The organism is Nonomuraea basaltis, assembly GCF_005893125.1.
Lineage (GTDB): Bacteria > Actinomycetota > Actinomycetes > Streptosporangiales > Streptosporangiaceae > Nonomuraea > Nonomuraea basaltis.
In genome coordinates this window covers 1-19012 of the sequence record NZ_VCJS01000235.1, presented here as the reverse complement: position 1 = coordinate 19012, position 19012 = coordinate 1, and the positions used below count along the sequence as shown (strand labels likewise).

At 66.6% G+C, this 19012-nt stretch carries 20 protein-coding genes and 1 pseudogene; 17 read left to right on the top strand and 4 right to left on the bottom strand.

What is annotated here, in order from left to right; translation table 11 throughout:
- Nucleotides 1-2648, top strand: a 2648-nt coding sequence (locus tag EJK15_RS71840) for a WD40 repeat domain-containing protein (protein ID WP_171075147.1), incomplete at its 5' end; no start/stop codon positions are given.
- An 89-nt stretch (nt 2649-2737) separates the two neighbouring features.
- A complete protein-coding gene (gene tsaA / locus EJK15_RS56750; protein ID WP_138718755.1) occupies nt 2738-3139 on the top strand; it encodes a tRNA (N6-threonylcarbamoyladenosine(37)-N6)-methyltransferase TrmO in 402 nt (133 codons plus the stop codon).
- 80 nt (nt 3140-3219) lie between these two features.
- Here tsaA and EJK15_RS56745 read toward each other — a convergent pair whose 3' ends face one another.
- The gene (locus EJK15_RS56745) at nt 3220-3828 is read right to left on the bottom strand and encodes a VOC family protein (RefSeq protein ID WP_138718754.1); all 609 of its coding nucleotides are present in this window, start codon (nt 3826-3828) and stop codon (nt 3220-3222) included.
- Between the two features lie 166 nt (nt 3829-3994).
- Here EJK15_RS56745 and EJK15_RS56740 point away from each other — a divergent pair, with 166 nt between their 5' ends.
- The 6 genes from EJK15_RS56740 (at nt 3995) to EJK15_RS56720 (ending at nt 8368) form a co-directional block, all read left to right on the top strand.
- A complete protein-coding gene (locus tag EJK15_RS56740; RefSeq protein ID WP_138718753.1) occupies nt 3995-4417 on the top strand; it encodes a nuclear transport factor 2 family protein in 423 nt (140 codons plus the stop codon).
- Nucleotides 4418-4444: 27 nt separating this feature from the next.
- On the top strand, nt 4445-4591 hold the full coding sequence (locus EJK15_RS71835; RefSeq protein WP_171075146.1) for a hypothetical protein: 147 nt from the start codon (nt 4445-4447) through the stop codon (nt 4589-4591).
- Between the two features lie 132 nt (nt 4592-4723).
- Nucleotides 4724-5830 carry a hypothetical protein gene (locus tag EJK15_RS56735; RefSeq protein ID WP_138718752.1) on the top strand — a complete coding sequence of 369 codons (1107 nt, stop codon included), beginning with the start codon at nt 4724-4726 and terminating at the stop codon, nt 5828-5830.
- A gap of 231 nt (nt 5831-6061) precedes the next feature.
- Nucleotides 6062-6604 (top strand): GNAT family N-acetyltransferase, encoded by a 543-nt coding sequence (locus EJK15_RS56730; protein WP_171075145.1) that lies wholly within the window; start codon nt 6062-6064, stop codon nt 6602-6604.
- A 279-nt stretch (nt 6605-6883) separates the two neighbouring features.
- Nucleotides 6884-7729 (top strand): alpha/beta fold hydrolase, encoded by an 846-nt coding sequence (locus tag EJK15_RS56725; protein ID WP_138718750.1) that lies wholly within the window; start codon nt 6884-6886, stop codon nt 7727-7729.
- Nucleotides 7730-7738: 9 nt separating this feature from the next.
- Entirely contained in the window at nt 7739-8368 is a 630-nt protein-coding gene (locus EJK15_RS56720) for a TetR/AcrR family transcriptional regulator (protein ID WP_138718749.1), read from the top strand.
- 85 nt (nt 8369-8453) lie between these two features.
- On the opposite strand, the gene EJK15_RS56715 is transcribed toward EJK15_RS56720, so the two are convergent.
- Nucleotides 8454-9167: an SDR family oxidoreductase gene (locus EJK15_RS56715; RefSeq protein ID WP_138718748.1), complete on the bottom strand. Its 714-nt coding sequence runs from the start codon at nt 9165-9167 to the stop codon at nt 8454-8456.
- Between the two features lie 148 nt (nt 9168-9315).
- Here EJK15_RS56715 and EJK15_RS56710 point away from each other — a divergent pair, with 148 nt between their 5' ends.
- The 4 genes from EJK15_RS56710 to EJK15_RS56695 all read left to right on the top strand — a co-directional run bounded on the left by EJK15_RS56710 (nt 9316) and on the right by EJK15_RS56695 (nt 10670).
- The gene (locus EJK15_RS56710; RefSeq protein ID WP_138718747.1) at nt 9316-9684 is read left to right on the top strand and encodes a MerR family transcriptional regulator; all 369 of its coding nucleotides are present in this window, start codon (nt 9316-9318) and stop codon (nt 9682-9684) included.
- A gap of 85 nt (nt 9685-9769) precedes the next feature.
- Nucleotides 9770-10012 carry a hypothetical protein gene (locus tag EJK15_RS56705; protein ID WP_138718746.1) on the top strand — a complete coding sequence of 81 codons (243 nt, stop codon included), beginning with the start codon at nt 9770-9772 and terminating at the stop codon, nt 10010-10012.
- Complete coding sequence (locus EJK15_RS56700) at nt 9997-10446, top strand: PIN domain-containing protein (protein WP_138718745.1); 450 nt, start codon at nt 9997-9999, stop codon at nt 10444-10446. The genes EJK15_RS56705 and EJK15_RS56700 overlap by 16 nt, the downstream gene beginning before the upstream one ends.
- Nucleotides 10443-10670 (top strand): hypothetical protein, encoded by a 228-nt coding sequence (locus tag EJK15_RS56695; protein WP_138718744.1) that lies wholly within the window; start codon nt 10443-10445, stop codon nt 10668-10670. Before EJK15_RS56700 ends, EJK15_RS56695 begins: the two co-directional genes overlap by 4 nt.
- 169 nt (nt 10671-10839) lie before the next feature.
- Here the strand turns inward: EJK15_RS56695 and EJK15_RS56690 are convergent, their stop codons facing one another.
- On the bottom strand, nt 10840-12054 hold the full coding sequence (locus EJK15_RS56690) for an MFS transporter (RefSeq protein WP_138718743.1): 1215 nt from the start codon (nt 12052-12054) through the stop codon (nt 10840-10842).
- Nucleotides 12055-12140: 86 nt separating this feature from the next.
- Here EJK15_RS56690 and EJK15_RS56685 point away from each other — a divergent pair, with 86 nt between their 5' ends.
- Together EJK15_RS56685 and EJK15_RS56675 are read left to right on the top strand one after the other, a co-directional pair.
- A complete protein-coding gene (locus EJK15_RS56685; RefSeq protein ID WP_138718742.1) occupies nt 12141-12593 on the top strand; it encodes a winged helix-turn-helix transcriptional regulator in 453 nt (150 codons plus the stop codon).
- A 184-nt stretch (nt 12594-12777) separates the two neighbouring features.
- Nucleotides 12778-13488: an SDR family NAD(P)-dependent oxidoreductase gene (locus tag EJK15_RS56675; protein WP_138718741.1), complete on the top strand. Its 711-nt coding sequence runs from the start codon at nt 12778-12780 to the stop codon at nt 13486-13488.
- On the opposite strand, the pseudogene EJK15_RS56670 reads toward EJK15_RS56675, so the two are convergent.
- Nucleotides 13409-13825: pseudogene (locus EJK15_RS56670) on the bottom strand (transposase); the annotation flags it as partial. The gene EJK15_RS56675 and the pseudogene EJK15_RS56670 overlap by 80 nt on opposite strands.
- A 20-nt stretch (nt 13826-13845) precedes the next feature.
- Between EJK15_RS56670 and EJK15_RS56665 the strand changes: the two are divergent.
- The 3 genes from EJK15_RS56665 to EJK15_RS56655 all read left to right on the top strand — a co-directional run bounded on the left by EJK15_RS56665 (nt 13846) and on the right by EJK15_RS56655 (nt 18836).
- Nucleotides 13846-16194, top strand: coding sequence for a caspase, EACC1-associated type (locus EJK15_RS56665; protein ID WP_138718740.1), 2349 nt, complete (start codon nt 13846-13848; stop codon nt 16192-16194).
- 291 nt (nt 16195-16485) lie between these two features.
- Nucleotides 16486-16719: a hypothetical protein gene (locus tag EJK15_RS56660; protein WP_138718739.1), complete on the top strand. Its 234-nt coding sequence runs from the start codon at nt 16486-16488 to the stop codon at nt 16717-16719.
- Nucleotides 16716-18836: a hypothetical protein gene (locus EJK15_RS56655; protein ID WP_138718738.1), complete on the top strand. Its 2121-nt coding sequence runs from the start codon at nt 16716-16718 to the stop codon at nt 18834-18836. Before EJK15_RS56660 ends, EJK15_RS56655 begins: the two co-directional genes overlap by 4 nt.
- Nucleotides 18837-19012: the final 176 nt, after the last annotated feature.

The window sequence follows — 19012 nt, the reverse complement described above, 5'->3', positions numbered from 1 at the left end:
CGAGGATCGCCCGGCGGGTCCTGCTCAGGCTGATCCAGCCGGGCGAGCAGGCCCAAGACACCCGCCGTCCCGCCGCCCGGGCGGAACTGGACCCGTACGAGGAGGCGGACACCGCGCTGGTCATCGAACAGCTGGCCGCGGCCAGGCTGCTCACCCTGCACCAGGACGGCGTGGAGCTCGCGCACGAGGCCTTGATCGAGTCGTGGCCGCGACTGCGTGGCTGGGTGGACGAAGGACGCGACCGGCTGCGCGCGCATCGGCAGTTGACCGAGGCGGCCGAAGCATGGCAGGCGCACGGCCGCGATGCCGGGCTGCTCTACCGGGGCACCCGCCTGGCCGTCGCCGACAAGCTGTTCATCGAGCCGGGCAACCGCGACGACCTCACGCCCCTGGAACGGAACTTCGTTCAGGCGAGCGCGGCACTGGCCCGGCGCACCTCCCGCAGGCGGGTCACCGTCTCGGCCGCTCTGGTGGTCTTGCTGGTCGCCTCCATGGTCGCGGCGGGAGTCGCCATCCGGCAGGCCGGCCTGGCCGGCGATCGGCTGGAGGAGGCCACAGCCCGGCTGGTCGCCCGGCGCGCGGCCGCCCTGCGGATGAGCGACCCGAAGCTGGCCCGCCGGTTGAGCGCCGCGGCCTGGCGGATCGGCCAGGTCCCCGAGGCCAAGAGCGAGCTGATCGACTCGATGGCGCTGCCCTTGGTAGACGTCGTCACCGCCCCCTACGACGCAACGGACTTGGTGCATGGGCTCAGCGTGGACGGCACCCGGCTGGCCGTCTACACACCCGGTACGGCGGCCGAGCCGGCCGCACTGCGCATATTCGACCTGGTCACGAAGAAGGAGATCGCGAACGCGAGATGGAGCGGGCAGCAGGTCTGGAAAGTGGTGTGGAGTCCCGACGGCCGCACAGTGGCGGTGGACGACGATACCGACACCCGGTTGTGGGCCGTCGAGGGCGCACGATTGACGGATCTCGGCGTGGCAGTCCCCCAGCTCGCTCCTACGGAGTTCAGTCCGGACGGGCGCTTTCTCATCGGGGTCCGTGATGAGCTGAACGAAGTCTGGAGCGTCGCGGACGGCACACGCGTGCTCCACGAGCCGGTCAGCGCCATCAGCCCGGATGGCCGGCTGGCCCTGGTCATCCCAGTGGAAGCCGACAAGTTGACGGCCACCCTGTCATCCTCCGGCGATGGGAGGAGTTCGGGGCGGCGAGTGGAGCTGTGGGACTTCAAACAGCGCAAGCCGCTCCGGGCCTCCTGGTTACCGGACACCGCCACAGACGGCGTGTTCAGCCCAGACGGCAAGCGCCTGGCCGTCTCCACCTCCGACGGCATCTGGCTGTTCGACGTCTCCTCGGGCAAAGCGGTTCTACGCCCGCTGCTTCCGGCGGCCGGGCGGGTGGAGTTCAGCCCTGACGGCCGGTTCCTGGTCGGAACGCAGGCGGAGGGGCGGGTGACCTTGTGGCGGGTGGACGACGGCACACTGCTGATGAGCTCCCCGCTTCCCCCCGACGTTGTGGCAGCCGATGCCCGTTTCTCACCGGATACCCGCCTTCTCCGGGTGACCGGCCAGTACGGCACGGTGAATGTCCTGGACATCTCCCCTTACACCCACCCCGAGGTACTCGCCCCAGGAGGCGACAATCGGCTGTTCAGCCCCGACGGCCGCTTCCTGGTGACGACGGACCATCGAAAAGGCAGGCCGGAAGTACGCATCTGGGACGTCACCGCCCGCAAACCCGTGAGCGGCCCGCTACCCATCGCCGATCTCCCTGAAGAGGACCCTTCGGAGACGGCGTACGAACCAGTCTTCAGCCCCGATGCACGCACGCTCGCGCTCACCCATCCCCTGTCACCCATGGTGACCTTGTGGGACCTCACGACTGGCCGCAACATCGGCACATTCCACGTCCGAAGCCAGAAAGCCAACGGAGTCGATTCCTTGGCCTTCTCCCCAGACGGCAGAACCGTCGCGTTCGTCCCGCGCAACCCGAACCCAAAGGACACAGAGGCGCTTGGCGATTACGCCGACGTGGAGCTGTGGGACATGAGAGCTCGGAGATGGATCCGGACCGTCCCCGATGCGGAAGGCATTCTGATCTTCGAGCCCGACGGTCGCCGGTTGTTCGTGGACGGATCCAGCAAGGGGCGAATCACGGTCGATACGGCCACTGGAGAGGTACGCCAGCGCCCATCCGACGCTCGCGCCGCAGGAGAAATTCTCTTCATCGAGAACATTGCCGCGATCGGCGACATGGACGGGCGTTTGACGTTCTGGGACAAGGAGTTGCGCAGGCCTCTGGCCCCGCCGCAGAGTGCGCACACGGAGTCGATCAACGCTCTTGTCCTTCACCCGCAGGGCGGGCTACTCGCCACCGTCGCCGGCGTAGGCGAGTCAGGCATCCAGCTATGGGACTGGCGTGGATATCAGCGGATGGCCGCACCGATCAGCTTCCACACCCCGTCCGTACCGGCCGTGGCATTCAACCGGACCGCTCTCCTCGTCTCATCCGCCGACGGGACATTGCGTGAGATCACCGTCGATCCCGGCACCGCCACCGCCGCGATCTGCCGCCGGGACGGCGGTCTGTCCCCTGCCGAGTGGCAACAACACATCCCAGAACTGGCCTATCAAAAGACCTGCCACTGACGATATCCGCCAGATCCGCCATGATGCGCGATGGCCGTACGAGATCAAACGCTCTGGCACATCGGGTCGACCCACGGTACGGAGAAGTCATGACGTACGAGATTCGTCCGATCGGAGTCGTCCAGTCGTCCTTGGTGGATCGCGCGAGCGCTCCGAAGCAGGGTGTGGAGGGCGCTCCCGACGCTTGGCTGACGTTCGATCCTGCAATGGCCGATGGCATCCGTGATCTTACGGTGGGCGATGAGGTGTTCGTCCTCACGTGGCTGCACCTCGCCGACCGAGCCGTGGTGGCCGTACATCCGCGTGATGATCTGCGGAACCCGCTGACCGGTGTCTTCAGTACCCGTTCCTCCGACCGGCCCAATCCCATCGGTCTGCACCGAGTCCGGGTGCTCGCGATCGACGGGCTTCGGGTGCGGGTAGCCGATCTCGAGGCCATCGACGGCACCCCGATCGTCGACGTGAAACCGGTCCTGGACGCAACGCGCTAGGGGCGTCCCGTGATCGTCGCCAGTAGGGCAGCGTGCTTGCGGGACACCCTCTACTTCCAGGGTCTCCGCTAACGGGGCCTCTAGGCCACCTCCCACACGAAGCCGTCCGGGTCGGTGAAGGGCCCGGCATCACTGCCGATGATGAGCCGGTGCGATCCGTTGCCATCGGGAGCGACGCCGGCGACCTTGGCGAGGGCACGACGCTTGTAGAGCGACAGCTTGACGGGACTCGACGAAGTGGCGAACTCGACATACCTGCGGCCATAGCTCTTCGTCACGGCGAGGCCGCGGTCAACGTAGAACCGCTTGCTCGCGGCTACATCTGCGACTCCCAGCTGGAGCACGATCTCGTCGATTTGCCGGGTGGCCGGGCCGGTGTCTTTCTTCGCCGAGGACGCGACCGTCCAGATCGTCCCGTCCGGGGCTTGTACAACGCCTCCGTAGCCCCACAGCGACTTCGCGGCCGGCTTCAACGGCGTGGCGCCGGCGTCGAGGGCGGTGCCGATGAGGCCGTTGACGGTGGCCGGCTGGGACACGATGAGCGACAGCGTGAACCCACGGAAGCCGCTCGTCGGTGCCGCCGAGGCCCGCACGCGTACCCGAGTGTCCGAACCGAAGACAGTGGTGTAGAAGCGGTTGGCCGCCGCGGGGTCGACCGCCTCAAGGGTGACGAATTCGATGGAAGCCATGGCTGTCACGCTAAGTGGGCTCGGTGAATCGCGCTTCTCGATTCCTGATCGGTCCGGTCACGCCGGCCCATTCCCGAACCTCGCCAGCCGCGCGACAGTCGTGGCACCGGTGACGACGACCGAAATCCGCCAGACCCCCGCCCGCCGGATACCTACACTGCCCGGCATGACCTCCGAGCGGCATCGCGAACTGGTGAAACGGGCATGGCGCTCGTTCTCGACTCGCGACAAGGACCTGATCGCGGCATTCTTCACCGAGGACGCGGAATGGCTGGCCCCGCCCGGGAACGCGACCGCCGTCGCACTCGGCGCGACGCACCACATGGTGGGCAGGGACGCCATCGTGCACTTCCTCACCGTCGACTTCCCGCGCCTGTTCGTCGCCGATATGACGGTAGACTTCCGCGGCTTCCACGCCGACGGCAACGTGGTCGTGGTGGAGGAGACCATGGAGGCCACGTTGGCCAACGGCAACGCCTACCGCAACGACTACTGCTTCGTCTTCGAGCTGCGGGACGGGCTGATCCATCGGGTACGCGAGTACATGGACACGGCCAAGGGGCATCGGATGATGTCCGGAGACTCGTAAGGCGGTTTCGGCTCGGTCGCCGGCGGCGTGGCGATCAGCGACTTCAGCGCCTCGGCTCCGGTGATCGCCGGACTGATCATCGCGCTGATCGCCATCCCAGCGGCCTGGGCCACCAGTTTCCTCAAGTCGCCGATGGTCCAGGGAGCGGCGGAGCTTGCCCGTGATGCCGCGTAGTACACGCGCCGCCGTGCACACCACCATTGCGCACCTGTGAGAGACCTTCGTAGTGTGAGCTTCCTCACCGATGATCGGAGTCTCGATGTACGAGCTGGAGCGACGCTTGCCGACCAGTGGTCAAGGTGGGAAATGAGTCCGGAGATCCCCGGACCCTGGCCGGGGCCCGATTACGCGGCGGGGGCAAACGGATCCGGAAATGATGGGTTCGAGATCGACCGCAGGGGTGTGCGGGCCGTTTCCGGCAAGCTCATCCAGCTAGCCCACGACGAGGGCGACGACAGCGCGATCATCACGCATACTCGACTCCGCATGGGCTTCCCCTGGGAGTTTCCTAACGACCTCGCCAGGTGTCTCCACGGCGCCGGCCTGTCGGTGCGCATTTTCCGGAGCGACCTGCACGCCGAGATCGGTACGGCCGGAGTCCTGATCGAACGAGCCTGTACCAGATATGATCTTGTAGATAATCCCCGGCTCGGTGACATGCCCTTCCTGGAGGCGGGCTCCGAGGGAGTGCGGCCTCCCGACCGGCTTGGAGAGCGGCCTTCCATTCATTTCGGTGGTCCGAGCCGCCTGTACCCCAACGGTAGTGAGCCGCTGCCGTTGGTGGTCGATGACGGCGTCGAGCGTGTGACCGCGGAAATGGCGGTGACGAGTTTCTACCAGCCCTCGACCGGTGATGGTATCCCGACGTACCTCGAGCAGATGATCAGCTCCCTGGTCGAGGTGGCGAACACCCTGCCGCTCCGGGCGCAGGACCTGCACGACGCTCCATGGAGCGGTGAGGCCGCCGACCTGACGCAGCGCGCACTGCGGCAGATCTACGAAAATGTGATCTACCTGGCCACCTGGGCTGACACCCTGAATGCGGCGTGCAGGAGGTTCCTGGAAGTCGTCGACTGGTACGTCACGAACTTCCACGAGATGGTGGACCCGAATCGTCGCTACTGGGATGAGCTCCTTGATCTCGGCAGCACGGCGGACAGCCGGACCAGGAGTTTTCTCAGGGCGGCGAACCTCCAGTTCCTCGAGGTTCTTAACATGATTCCCCAGCCCTTCACGGAGAACCTGCCGGGCCTGATGGTGGTCGACGAGGATCTCGAGTGGACCCGCCACGAGGTCAGGTGGCACCAGAAGTACGACTCAGCAGCGCTCAACCGGCTCAGCGGCCAGATGCAGTTCGAGGAGCTCCAACGGCGCCTCGAAGCCCAGGAGGCGGCGGAGCGGACGTACGGCTAGGGTCATACACCGCCTGGCCTGACCCTGCGGGTCGCGCTTCCGTGGACGGACCGGTGCTCAGGGGCCGTCGGTGGCGATGGAACAGTTTACGGTCCGGGACACTAGCCGCTAGTCCCATTTTCCGCACGTTAGTGATCTAAGGCATCTCGCTCCCCCACCCACGCCGCGACCAGCCGCGGACGTCGCCTCGAATCGCGCAGCACGCTGACCGGATCGGTACGCTTGGGCCCTGTGCGAGAGCTGCTCACTCCCCGTCTGGTGCTGATCCCATGGGACCAGCGGTTCAAGGAGGATTTCGTCCGGCTGTCCGGTGACGAGCACGTGATGAAGTTCATCGGCAGCGGTGTGTGGAGCCGGGACTACGCTCTCCAGCGGCACGAGCTCGCCCTCGAGCAGTGGGCGCACCGCGGGTTCGGGATGCGCGCCATCACCGAGCGAGCCGGCGGAGCGTTCCTCGGCCTGGTGTCCCTCGGCGATGGTCAGTCCGCAGGGTTCGCCACGCCGGCGCTGGAGATCGGCTGGTGGGTGGATCCGCAGGCGTGGGGCCGCGGCATCGCGACCGAGGCCGCGGCGGCGGTGCGGGACGAGGCATTCACGCAAGCAGGAGCGTCGTCGCTGACCGCCTGCTTCAACAGCGCCAACGTACAGTCCGAACGGATCATGGCCAAGCTCGGTATGAGCTTCTCCGGCGACGTCACCGACCGATACGGCCAACCCGCCCGCATGTACGCGCTGACCCGCGCCGCGTGGGCAGCAGCCTTCAGTGGCCCTTGATATAGCGGCCAGAGGTCAGGCCGACGATGCGCTTGACCTGCCGGGTGACAGCCAAAGCAGAGCGTGAGAATTGCAGGCGACCCGGCGTGCCCGAACCGCCCGGCCTCCGTCCGGGGGGCGGACAAGCGGGCTCCAGCTCCGCCGCGCCTGCCCGCCCCCCGGACGGCGGTGATGCTGCCCCTACCACCGTCCGGGGGCGGCCTTCATCGTGTCCTCCGCCCGGCGCGGCCAGACTGATCAAGAAAGTTGGCCAAGCGCCCGATTGACTGGAGGATCCCCATGCGTGTTCAGGTGAACGGCACGTCGCTGTACGTGGACGTCGAAGGCGCCGCCCTGGAGCCCGACGGCTACACGATGCGAGAGAAGCCGACCCTCCTGCTGCTGCACGGCGGCCCCGGCCACGATCACTCGATCTTCAAGCCCGCCTACGGTCAACTCGCCGACCTGGTCCAGATCGTCTACGTCGACCAGCGCGGCAACGGCCGCAGCCAGAGCTCCGACCCGGCCACCTGGAACCTCGACCAGTGGGGCGACGACGTGCGCGCCCTGTGCGACACGCTCGGCATCGTCAAGCCGATCGTCCTGGGCTGGTCCTGGGGCGGAGCCGTGGCCATGAGCTACGCCTCCCGCCACCCCGACCACCCGGCCAAACTGATCCTGCAGAGCACCGTCGCCCGCTGGGACCTGGACCGGATCGTCGAAGGCTTCCGCGCCGAGGCCGGCGAGGAGGCCGCCACGGCCGCCAAGGCGTTCCTCACCGAGGGGACCCCGGAGACCTTCGCCGCCTTCGGGCAGCTCTGCGCCCCCGCCTACAGCCCCGACCCGAACTTCCCCGCGGAATCCGACATCCAGGCCATGACCCGCATCATCCAGAACCTCGAGCTCACCATGAGCTTCATGTCCACCGCCCGGTTCGACCTGACCGCGCGCCTGGCCTCCATCCGGTGCCCGGCGCTCGTCGTGGCCGGTACCCGCGACCCCATCACGCCGCTGTCCACGGCGCGGGAGATCGTGGATGGCCTGCCCGGGGCGCGCCTGGAGGTGTTCGAACGCTCCGGCCACTTCATCCCCGACACCGAGGGCGAGCGGTTCTTCTCCCTGCTGCGCTCCTTCATCACCGGGTGACCCGGCGCCATGACGTACCTGCCGGTCGGCGAGCGGCGACGTGCCATCATCGACGCCGCCATCGAGGTGATCGCGGAAGAGGGACTCGCCCGCGCCACCACCCGCCGCATCGCCGAACGGGCCGGCACGCCGCACGCGACCATCCACTACTGCTTCCGCGACAAGGACGAGCTGACCCTTCTCATCCTGGCCCGGGCCCGCTCCACCATGCACGCCGCCTTTGCCCGTCTGTCACCCGGCTCCGGATTCGAGGCGACCGTCCGGGCCGCCGTCGCCGCCTACTGGCAGTGGATCCGCGACGCCCCCGGCCTGCACCTGGCACTCCTGGAGCTGACCCTGTGGGTGATCCGCAACCGACAGACCGTGGCGCCGGGCGGCGACGTTTGGGCCACGGTGAACGCCCCCTTCGGCGGTGACCTCATCGAGGACGCCCTCACCACCGCCGCCCGGGCCGACAACCTCCACCCTGCCGTCCCCGTAACCGACCTGGCCCGCTTCCTCATCCACCGCATGGACGGCCTCGTCCTGGAACTCGCCGAAACCCGTGACGAGGCAGCCTGCGAGCACCAGACGCACCTACTCGCCAATGCCCTCATCGCTCTCGCCACCCCCGTGACTCAGCATCAACGACCCAGATGAAGGTCCGCGGGGCATCTATCACCGAGGTGGGGGTCGGATGCGCGTCGGCAACCGACCCCGTCGTGTCGGCTCGGCGGGTTCCGGGTCAATTCGCCAGCGACTGGGCGTAGAACTGCGCGGGGTCTGCCGCGAGCGAAGCCTTCACGTAGCGGCTCGCGTCATCGACCAGTACCTCGATCGCATCGGACTGCAGGCCGTCGAGGCTGGCTCGGGCGACGTCCGCCGGGTCGATCTTCGGGACGTCGGAGCCGGCCATCATGTCGGTGTCGGCGGCTCCGAGGTGCACGCCCTGCACCAGGGTTTTCTGGCCGGCGAGCTCGAGGCGCAGGCCGTTCGTCATGTTCCACTCGGCGGCCTTGGCCACGGAGTAGGCGTTCGCTTCGTCGGAGGCGCACCACGACAGCACCGACAGGATGTTCACGATCGCTCCCCCGCCGTTCGACGCGAGAACCGGCGCGAACGCGCGGATCACGCCGAGGGTTCCGAAGAGGTGCGTGTCGAGCTCAAGCCGGATCGTGTCGAGGGCGTCGGTCAGGAGGTTCGTGCGAGTCGCGATGCCGGCGTTGTTGACGAGCAGGGTGACATCGGGGGCCGCGGCAGCCGCATCCGTCACCGACTGCGCATCGAGGAGGTCGAGGCGCAGCACCTCGACCCGCGAGTCGGACATCTCGATCAGCTCGGGGCGGCGGGCCGTGGCATAGACCTTCGCGGCCCCGCGCGCGAGCAGTTCGTCGACGAAGGTGCGGCCGATGCCGCGATTCGCTCCGGTGACGAGTGCGATTGAGCCGGTGACGTCCACGGGGGTTCCTCTCGATTCGGTGGCGGACGCGGTCGCATCCGCTCTCTGTCGGGCTACGCTAAGACTTGACGTTGACGTCAAAGGCAAATCGTGCGCGGCGACGGATGCCGGTGGTTGAGACGAAAGACGAAACTGAATGATGCACACCATGCGAATCGGCGAGCTGGCCAGCAAGTCGAAGGTGAGCACGCGCGCGCTCCGCTACTACGAGGAGCAGGGCATCCTCAGCTCCGAGCGCACGCCGAGCGGCCAGCGGCTCTACGCGGATTCGGCGGTCGACCGAGTGCGGCTCATCCAGCACTTCTACGCCGCCGGGCTCGGCAGCCGCACGATCGCGACCATCCTGCCCTGCGTCGACGCCGGGCACGCGGGACCCGAGATGATCGACAGCTTGCGCGCCGAACGTACTCGCATCACCGCGAGCATCGCCGAGCTCGAGGAGGCGGGGCGGAAGCTGGATCAGGTGATCGAGCTCGCCGTGCGTCCGGATCCGGAGCACTGCCCGAAATTGCGCTAGCAGGCGTCGCCGAACTCCTCGCCGGAGACGGTTCAACGGTCCTGATAGACATGCGTTATGCGACTACGAGTGGCATAATCTTGATATGGCCATCCCGAAACCCGCAGACCCCACGATCAAGAGATCCGTGACGATCCGCCGCTCCCTGGCCGAGGAGATCGAAAGCCGGACCGGGCCCAGGGGGTTCTCGCGCTTCGTCGATCAGGCGGCTGAGTACGGCTTGGCGCTGCTGAAGGCCGAGGAGATCGTGGCGGACCATGAGCGCAGGGTCGGCCCGCTGTCCGATGAGGTTCTGGAGGAGGCCAGGCGAGCGTGGGCCGGCGAGTAAGGCGAGCGGACGTCCCGTTTCCCACGCCGCTGTTCGTGCTGGACGCCCAGCCGTATTCCTTGCTCGGCGAGGATGATCCACGAGTCGTGGCCCGGATCGCGGTCGCGCGGGAGGAAGGATTCATCCCGGCGATCAGTGTTGTCACCTTGGCGGAGGTGCGCCGCACCGGTGCGGTCGGCAGGCGGCTGATCTGGCAGCGGGCGCACCTGACCGTGATACCTGTGACCGAGGCGGTCGCCGATGTCGCCGGAACGCTGCTGGAGGGCACGGGACTGGACGGGCACGAACGCGTGGTGGACGCCCTGGTCGTGGCTTCGGCCGCAGTCGGTAGCGGCCCCGCGAAGGTGGCCTCCAGCGATGGTTCCCACATTCCCAAGCTGATCTCTGAGGCCAGACTCAGACGCGATTCGCCGATCGCATGGGTGCCGGTGTGAACGGGCCGGAGGATGCGGTCACCGCCGACGCTGGACGAGGTGACGGCCAAGATCGCCTCTTCGGCGACGCAGTCAAGATCTACATGGAGCTCAAGCGGGAGGAAATCCGCCGGGGTGTGATCGATGCGATGAAAGTCCTCGACGGCAGCCTGAAAGCTGATGTGATGGCATTGACCGGGATGACCGCCGAGGAGATCGACGCGGTCGGCGGAATCGAGGAGTAACTCCGGGATTGTTGTATGCGTCCTGCCCGTCCCACGCTTCGCACGCTCACGGAGGACCTGAAGCAGCCGATCCCCCGGTTACGGTGCCGTTGGCCTTAGCGGCATGGGAAACGGCTGCAAGGCCGGTCAACGGTGCTCGCTCAGCGCTATGCGCTCGCGCCACCGAGTGTCAGCGGGACGTAGCCGATACGGATGCACTTGGTTGTTGCGCCCGCGGTAGGGCGGTGAAACGTCGGGTCGAGATGGCGACGAGGAGTCCGAGTGCGGCGTAGGCTGCGCCGAGCAGGCTGGCGGCCGACCATCCCGTGGCGCTGTAGGCCCAGGTGGTGGTGATCGCACCCAGCGCGGAGCCGAGGGAGTAGAAGGCCATGTAGGCGCCGATGACGCTGCTGCTCTGGTCGGGGCGGGCGGTGGTGAGCAGGTGCTGGCTGCTGACGTGAACGGCTTGCACGGCGAAGTCCAGGACGATGACGCCGACGATCAACAGCCACAGCGATGACCCCGCTTGAGCGATCAGCAGCCACGAGGCTGTGAGCAGGGCCAGCGACCAGCCGGTGACCGAGGGCGCCAGGCCCCGGTCGGCCCATCGGCCGGCCCTGGCCGCGCCCAGCGCCCCGGTGAGACCGGCGAGTCCGAACAATCCGATCTCGGTAGTGCCGAAGTGCCATGGCGCGTCGCCGAGCGGGAGCGCCAGTCCGCTCCACAGCGTGCCGAAGGAGGCGAACAAGAAGAACGCGACCAGTCCGCGACTGAGGAAGAGCCGGTCTCCGACGACCAGACGCCCCAGCGATGACAGCAGTTGCCCGTACCGAGCTCGGGGGCGGCGGATGTCGGCCTTGAGGGTGAACCGGGCGGCGAGCGCGAGCATCGCGCAAAGCCCGGCGATGACGAGGTAGACCATGCGCCAGTCGGTCAGCTCGCCCAGTGTGCCCGCGACCACCCGCACTCCGAGGATCCCGATGACCACGCCCGAGGTGACCGCTCCGATGTTGCGGCCGCGCTCGCCGGTCGGTGAGACGGCGGCGACATAGGCCACCGTGATCTGGACGACCACGGCGAACAGTCCGGCCAGGGCCAGGCCCGCGATCGCGATGCCACCGCTGGGTGCGGCGGCGGCCACCCCCGCACCTACTGCTGTGAGCAGCAAGTGCACCGTGATGAGCCTGCGGCGGTCGAACAGGTCACCGAGCGGGACCAGCAGCACCAGCCCCGCGAGATAACCGATCTGGCCGGCGGCGACCAGCCACCCCAGTGCTCCTTCCCCCAGCCCGAGGTCCTCGCCCGCGGCCTCGAGGACCGGCTGGATGCCGTAGATGGCCGACACCGCCACCGCGCACACCAGCGCGAGCACGACCCGCTGCCTCCCTGTCAATCCTGACGACATATCACCTTCCAATGAGTTTCAAAATGCAACCTATCTGAAGTTAGGGCATAATGGTTTCAAATTGCAACTCATCGCGGAGAGGGTCAGTGGACGTCACACTCACTGCAGGAAGCGCTTGGACCGACCCGGCCTGCCCGGTCGCACGGACCGTCGACCTGATAGGCGACCGGTGGAGCCTGCTGATCATCCGCGACGCGATGGACGGGGCGACGACCTTCACCGAGTTCCATCAGCGGCTGGGGATCGCCCGCAACATCCTCGCCGACCGGCTCCGCAAACTCGTCGAGCACGGCATCCTTGACAAGAGCGCTGCCACCGACGGCAGACGACACACGTACCGGCTCACCGAAGCCGGGCAGGACCTCTTCACGGCCGTCGTCGCCCTCCGTCAATGGGGCGAGCGCCATGCCTTCGCCCCAGACGAGCCGCACTCCATTCTCGTCGACGACCAAGGGCGGGAGCTTCCCGAACTCCACCCGCTCGGCCAAGACGGCGCACCGCTCTCCGCCGGGGCGTCGCACGTTCGAAAAACTGCCTGAGCTGGGAACGACTCACAGGGCCAGGTCCCTTCTCCGCTCCAGGTCTAGCTGCCGGTAGCGCCGCCGGCCGCCGGCGGTGCGGTCGACGGGGGTGACAACCAGGCCAGCGAGGGGCTGGAGCGAGCGGGCCCAGGGACCGGCCGCGGGTTGACTTCGAGCATGCTCTAATTCCTAGCGTCGAGGCATGACGGCAACACTGATCACTGGAGCGAACAAGGGTCTTGGCTTCGAGACCGCCCGCCGACTCATCGCCGCGGGCCACACCGTCTACATCGGCTCCCGGGACGCCGAACGCGGGCGCCGGGCCGCCGAGCAGCTAGACGGGCGGGCAGTCCAGCTCGATGTCACCGACGACGCGTCCGTGGAGGCCGCAGTGAAGGCCATCGAGGCCGACGGAGGGCTGGACGTGCTGGTCAACAATGCCGGCATCCAAGATGAGATGGGTGAGGCCAACGCCGTGATCGGCGCCGCGGACGTGACCGCCGACCTGATGCGGCGCACGTTCGAGACGAACGTCTTCGGCACGGTGCGCGTCCTCCACGCGTTTCTCCCGCTGCTGCAGCGCTCCGCCGCCCCGGTCGTGGTCAACGTCAGCAGCGGTCTGGCCTCACTGACCCGGGTCACCACGCCGGCCACCCCGGCGTACGCCTACCCGGGCGTCGCCTACCCGGCGTCCAAGACCGCGGTCAACATGATCACCGTGCAGTACGCGAAGGCGTTCCCGAACATGCGGATCAACGCGGTGGAGCCTGGCTTCACCAAGACCGACCTGAACGGGAACACCGGCATCCAGACCGTCGAGCAGGGCGCCGAGATCATCGTGCGCATGGCGCAGGTGGGCACCGATGGCCCCACTGGAGGCTACTTCGACGCCGAAGGCACCCTTCCCTGGTAATCCGAACGGCCGCCAAAGGCTTTTGCAGGCAGTGGTGAAGGCCGCCGAGCAGGCGGTTGAAGGTATTACGTAGCGCGCTGGAGTGTCGCTCACCTTCGGCGCGTCGCCGGTCGTAGTGGGCTCTGGGGCCTGGTGCTCGTAGGGAAGCGAAGGCCCAGACGTGGCCGGCGGCGGCCAGGCGCTGGTTCTTCACCTTGCGGTGGTGGACGATCAGGCTCTTGCCCGAGGCGCGGGTGATCGGGGCTGCGCCGGCGTAGGCCTTCAGCGCGCGGGTGTCGGCGAAGCGGTAGCGGTCATCGCCGAGTTCGGCGAGCTTAGAGAGAAGACCCGAGAGTCCTAGCACAGCATGGGGAGTCCATGGCACGTCTGCCTGATCCGCTTCGATCCGAAGCCGTTCTCATCGGATGTGGTGACTATCACTCTGACGAACTCGTGTCGATACCGGCAATCGTGAACAACCTGCGCGATCTCTCCCAGGTTCTCCACGAGCTGGCTGGATTCGCGCACCCCAGTGCCCTGCTGGATCCGGTCCAAGCGCGGGACGTGACGTCCACCTTGCGTGAGGCCGCGGATAGCGCGGAGGACGCCCTACTCGTCTACTACGCAGGCCACGGACTCCTTGACGAAAGCGGTGAGCTGCATCTGGGGCTGGCGAGCACTGAGCTGCGCGACGTGACCGTATCCGCCCTGCCCTATGCAGTGCTGCGGAGAATCCTAACGGAGAGCAGGGCGCGGACCCGGGTCCTCATCTTGGACTGCTGTTTCAGCGGTCGCGCCACCGGCTTTCTCAGCAGCGCTGTCCCTGACCTCGCCGCCATGAGCGAGGTGTCCGGCACGTTCGTCCTCTCCTCGGCCTCGCGCAACGGGCTCGCGCTGGCTCGCACTAACGAGCCTTATACCGCTTTCACCGGCGAGCTAATCAGATTACTCTCCCAAGGCATACCCGGGCCGGAGCCCGTACTGACCCTGCATGCCATCGCGAGCGCGCTCAGGAGCACACTGAGTACCCTCGGCTATCCGACGCCCCAGGTGAGCACCAGCGATACCGCAGGTGACCTCGGCCTTGTCCGGAACCTGGCCTACGATCCCTCGGCCGTCCCGGCCCCAGGTCAGGCCGCTCCACCCGGCGAACAACTTCCCGAATCCGAAACCCAACCCGCGGACGAGCAGGAGAACATTGAGCCTGCCACCAGCGCGGATGAGGATCTGGAATGGTCCACCGACGCGCCAGCCACCGTGGACCTGTTGCACCGTGCACCCATCGCGACAGTGATCGCGCTACGTCTGGTAGAGACACACACCACGCAACCGGGAACGTCTTTCCTACTGCATCTGGACGGTCCGTGGGGCAGCGGCAAGAGCAGCCTGCTGAATCTGGTGGAGGAGCGGGTCGCACCGTACTTCCTGGTGGTCAGGTTCGACGCGTGGCAACAGTCGCGGCTGGCGCCTGCTTGGTGGTCGCTCTTGACGGCACTGCGCTTGGAGATCACGCGCAGCCGCCCGCGGTGGCGGCGGCCGTTCATACGCATCAGGGAGTCGGCCGTGCGGATACGCCGCACCGGCGCGCCGTATGCGTTGGCGTTCGTGATCGTGGCCATCGTCGCCGTCCTGCTCGGCTACCTGCTGTGGCCGCGGCAGCCGGCGCCGCTGGATTGGCAGCAGTTGGCCAAGACCGTCACGGCCGTGTTCGCCGCGCTCGGCACGCTGGGCGCCGGAGCCCTCCTCGCGGCCCGGCTATTCCTGTGGGACTCGGCACGCGGCGCCCGGCTCTTCGAGCAGACCCAGGCCAACCCGATGGCCGACATCTCCGCCCACTTCCGCTGGCTGCTCAACCGGTCGGAGAAACCGATCGCGTTCTTCGTCGACGATCTCGACCGGTGCGACCAGAAGTACGTGGTGGAGTTCCTCGACACAATCCAGACACTGGTCCGGGACATGGGTGAGGCGCAGGCGGGTCCGTCCGCTGAGCGCGCCGCCTACTTCGTCGTCGCCGCCGACGGCGCGTGGCTGCGGCGCAGCTACGAGACCGCCCACGAGTCTTTTGTCGAGTGCATGACCGAGCCCGGCCGGCCCCTCGGCTACCTTTTCCTGGACAAGCTCTTCCAGCTCACCCTCTCCATGCCCGCGTTAGCCGGGGCGGCCCAGTCGTCGTACCTGGACAGGATTCTGCGCATCGAGGAACGGGCCGCGTCCAGCGCCGAGGAGCGGCCCCGCAGGCGCCGCAGGGTCCCGCAGGCCGACGGAGGCCTGCAAGAACGCCTGCGACAGTTCGAGGAGGGACGTGCCCAATCAGCGGTCGCGGCCCTGTCGATCGACGCCGCGGAACGCCGTCGGACCGAGCACACACTGCGGAAGTTCGCGCCCGTGCTGGGCGACAACCCTCGGGCGGTGAAGAAGTTCCTCAACACCTACAGCGTTCTGCGTTCCATCCGGTTTCTGGAGGACGTGCACGTGGATCCGGACGCCCTGGCCCTGTGGAGCCTAATCACGGTCCGCTGGCCGAACATCGCCCACCACCTGGCGGCATGCCCGGAGGCCGTGGCCGGAATCCGCGACCCCCTATGGTGTCCGGACCACTTCCCCGAACCCCTCCGCTCGGCCGCGACTTCGGCTGACCTGCGCACTGTCGTCACCTCTCCCGACGGGGGGCCGTTAACACCCGACCTCATACGCCAGTGCTGCGGCGCCTCCGTCGCACCGTGCTAGATCTTCGAAGAGCGATCCGGTCGGCCCGCAGCAGGGCATCCCCGCTTCGTTGTCCTTGCGGTTCATGTGATAGCCCGGCGCGGTGCAGGTCCATTAGTGTGCCTGCCGCTCCGACGAGGCGATCTGAGCCCTCTCTCAGCGCGCATAACCCTTTGTACATGTACGCACGAGACCCGCCATTTGGGTCGAGCTTTTCGGGAGGAATCGCGAATTAGTTGGTTACCGGGGTAAGCAACTCGGACGGGGTTATCGTCGGTTGGGGGCCTTGAGAGCCGTACGAGGAGATCCGGGATGCCTGGTCTTGATCGCGAGGCGATGCAGGCAGCGATGTTACGCATCCAGAAGCTGTCCGACGACAACTGGTGGGCCCTGCATGCCTCCTGCACGCTGATGGAAGCCGAAGCATGGGTTGGGCCAAGCGGGAACCGCTTCGGGCAGACCGTGCACAGCCGCCAGCGAGAGCTGCACGCGATGCTGGCCCAGGCCGTCACCATGGCCAAGGACGAGCTGGCGAGGGCGAAATGAGCTTCTCCGGAGTCAAACTGCCGGAGTTCGACACCCTGGTCACACGGCACACGGCAGCCGCCATGCAAATCGAGGAGCTGGCCTCACTGTTATACGGGGAGCTCAACGGTGCAGGGCTGGACACCGCTCCGGCGGAACGGATCAGGAAACTCGCGGCGCAGGTCGGCCAGGAAGCCGAAGACCTGCGCAAACGGCAGCGCATCGTCCGGGAGATTGAGCGACTCAAGGTCTCCATCGGGCCGCCCATAGCGACGGGAACCCTCATCGGGGTCCCGGACTCGCTCCCCCAGGCTCAAGGGCTACTCGACGGCACGGTCGCGGCCAAAGCGGCCAAGGCCGCGGCAGCCGGGGATAAGGATGCGTTGAAACAGTTGCAGGCGTACGCGTCAAAGGCGCGCAACGCCGAGTTCGTCAAGGCGTTCCTCTCCCAACTCGGTGCCAAGGGAATGACTGAAGTGCCCGCCGCGATCGCCGCTCAACTGCGTGCCGCAGCCTCGGCAGGTGACGCTGGCCAGACATCCAACGAAGCCAAGGAGGCGATGCGATTACTCGCCACGGCACTGGCCAAGGGCACCAACCCCCGCGATCCCGCTTACATGGGCGACGCCTTCCTCAACGAGTTGGTGAAGCACGGGCGCAGCGAGTTCAAGGTGAACGGCACGTCCTACTACGGATATCAGGCACAGGCGATGATCTGGCGGGCGAGCGAGGGCAACCCGCCGTTCTCCGAGAAGTTCATGCAGGTTGTCGGACGAGACGCCATCGTCTTCGAGAAGGAGAAGTTCGAGGACCGCTGGAAGGCCTCCAAGGACGCGATCGGGAGCGCCCTGGGCAGCAAACAGGTGCCCATGGCGGACCTCGCCACCGTGCTCGGCGTCACCCAATGGATGATTCCCGGCACGCCTTCGATGGGGCCCGCCAAGCAGCCTGTCGACGAGTCACGCAAACAGCCCGGTTCGGCGGTCATCGACGACCTGTTCCACGCGGCGGCGAGCGATACGAAGGCCTCGCAGGCCCTGCTGAACCACACGCCGGCCGGATGGAAGCAGTCGGTTCTGTCCTACATGTTGACCGATCGCCTCGCCGCATTTCAGTTCCACGGCAACACCGACCCGTTCGGGCAAGCACTGCGGAAGGCGCTGGCCGGAAAGGACCCCGTCTCGCTGGCCTTGACCACAGAGGCACTGAACACCCTCAAGGAACACGCCAAGAAGGTCTTCGCAAAAGACGACAACGGAAGACTTTCGATTGCCGATCGGAAGCTGTTCGATCAGCTGGGCTTCCTCAGGTATCCCGTGGGCAGCGCCATGGCCACGCACATCGACCAAGTTTATGGCACGTTCGAAACCAAGACCCATGGTTTCCCAGGGCTCAGCAAGGTCGATATAGATCGGCTGCTTGTGCTGGTGAGCGGAGACAGGGACGCCGCCACGGAACTTCAGGCCGCTGAAGCGGCGCGCGTGGGCGAGCGGGTCAACGACGCCTACAAGGTGAATGGCGGAGAGAATGTGAAGGACCAGCTAGTTCCAGAGGCGAGGGTCTTTGGACACCTGGTGGAGGCTCGCAGGCAGGCCTTGCTCGCCAACGCTTGGAGCGATGAGCAGGTCAGAAAAGACCTGAAAGACACGCTTAACTCCGCGTTCTCCTATCTGACGGGTCCGACCGGGCAGCTCGGCACCAAAGTAGCGGGAGAGGTCGGCGGGAAGCTTGGCGAAAAGGGGGCTGAACTCTCGCTGGACGCACTCGCCTCATTCATCGCCAAGCAGGCGATCGAGGTGGGCGTAACCTCGGGCGACGCACTGAATACCGCCCAGAACCAAAATGAGATGGTTGGATGGTTGATGAAGAGGACCATCATCAGCGCAAAGATCGCCACTGGAGATTGGTCCAAGGCTGCTATGAAGGCCGCCAAGGGCAAGAGCTTTGCCACTGACGATCAGCCACCCAGAATCAGACCCATAAACGAGATCATCGCAGAACCGAAGACTTTCGACGATTTCATGGAATGGGCGCAGCGTCATGCTGACGTCGAAAGCACGACAGACCACTTGCAGAACACCATGGGCACTACCGCCACCATCACTGTGCCCGGTAACCTCAACATCAACAGGTACTGACATGCCGCTTCGAGTCGACCGCCCGCGCCGCGGCGCTGTCGCCAGTCTGGCGATTCTCTTCGCGATGACCACCGGTTGCACCAGCACCACCCCGCCGCCACCGTCGCCAAGCCTCGACAACAAGACCGTCGCCCGCCCCGTCACCGACTCCCCGCCCTACTGGCTGTCTCTTATAC

Coding starts and splice junctions, on each gene's coding strand:
- EJK15_RS56710 (WP_138718747.1), top strand. CDS start 9,316: ATGCGAATCGGCGAGCTGGCCAGCAAGTCGAAGGTGAGCACGCGCGCG.
- EJK15_RS56745 (WP_138718754.1), bottom strand. CDS start 3,828: ATGGCTTCCATCGAATTCGTCACCCTTGAGGCGGTCGACCCCGCGGCG.
- EJK15_RS56690 (WP_138718743.1), bottom strand. CDS start 12,054: ATGTCGTCAGGATTGACAGGGAGGCAGCGGGTCGTGCTCGCGCTGGTG.
- EJK15_RS56705 (WP_138718746.1), top strand. CDS start 9,770: ATGGCCATCCCGAAACCCGCAGACCCCACGATCAAGAGATCCGTGACG.
- EJK15_RS56655 (WP_138718738.1), top strand. CDS start 16,716: ATGAGCTTCTCCGGAGTCAAACTGCCGGAGTTCGACACCCTGGTCACA.
- EJK15_RS56660 (WP_138718739.1), top strand. CDS start 16,486: ATGCCTGGTCTTGATCGCGAGGCGATGCAGGCAGCGATGTTACGCATC.
- tsaA (WP_138718755.1), top strand. CDS start 2,738: ATGACGTACGAGATTCGTCCGATCGGAGTCGTCCAGTCGTCCTTGGTG.
- EJK15_RS56720 (WP_138718749.1), top strand. CDS start 7,739: ATGACGTACCTGCCGGTCGGCGAGCGGCGACGTGCCATCATCGACGCC.
- EJK15_RS56725 (WP_138718750.1), top strand. CDS start 6,884: ATGCGTGTTCAGGTGAACGGCACGTCGCTGTACGTGGACGTCGAAGGC.
- EJK15_RS56665 (WP_138718740.1), top strand. CDS start 13,846: ATGGCACGTCTGCCTGATCCGCTTCGATCCGAAGCCGTTCTCATCGGA.
- EJK15_RS56735 (WP_138718752.1), top strand. CDS start 4,724: ATGAGTCCGGAGATCCCCGGACCCTGGCCGGGGCCCGATTACGCGGCG.
- EJK15_RS56675 (WP_138718741.1), top strand. CDS start 12,778: ATGACGGCAACACTGATCACTGGAGCGAACAAGGGTCTTGGCTTCGAG.
- EJK15_RS56740 (WP_138718753.1), top strand. CDS start 3,995: ATGACCTCCGAGCGGCATCGCGAACTGGTGAAACGGGCATGGCGCTCG.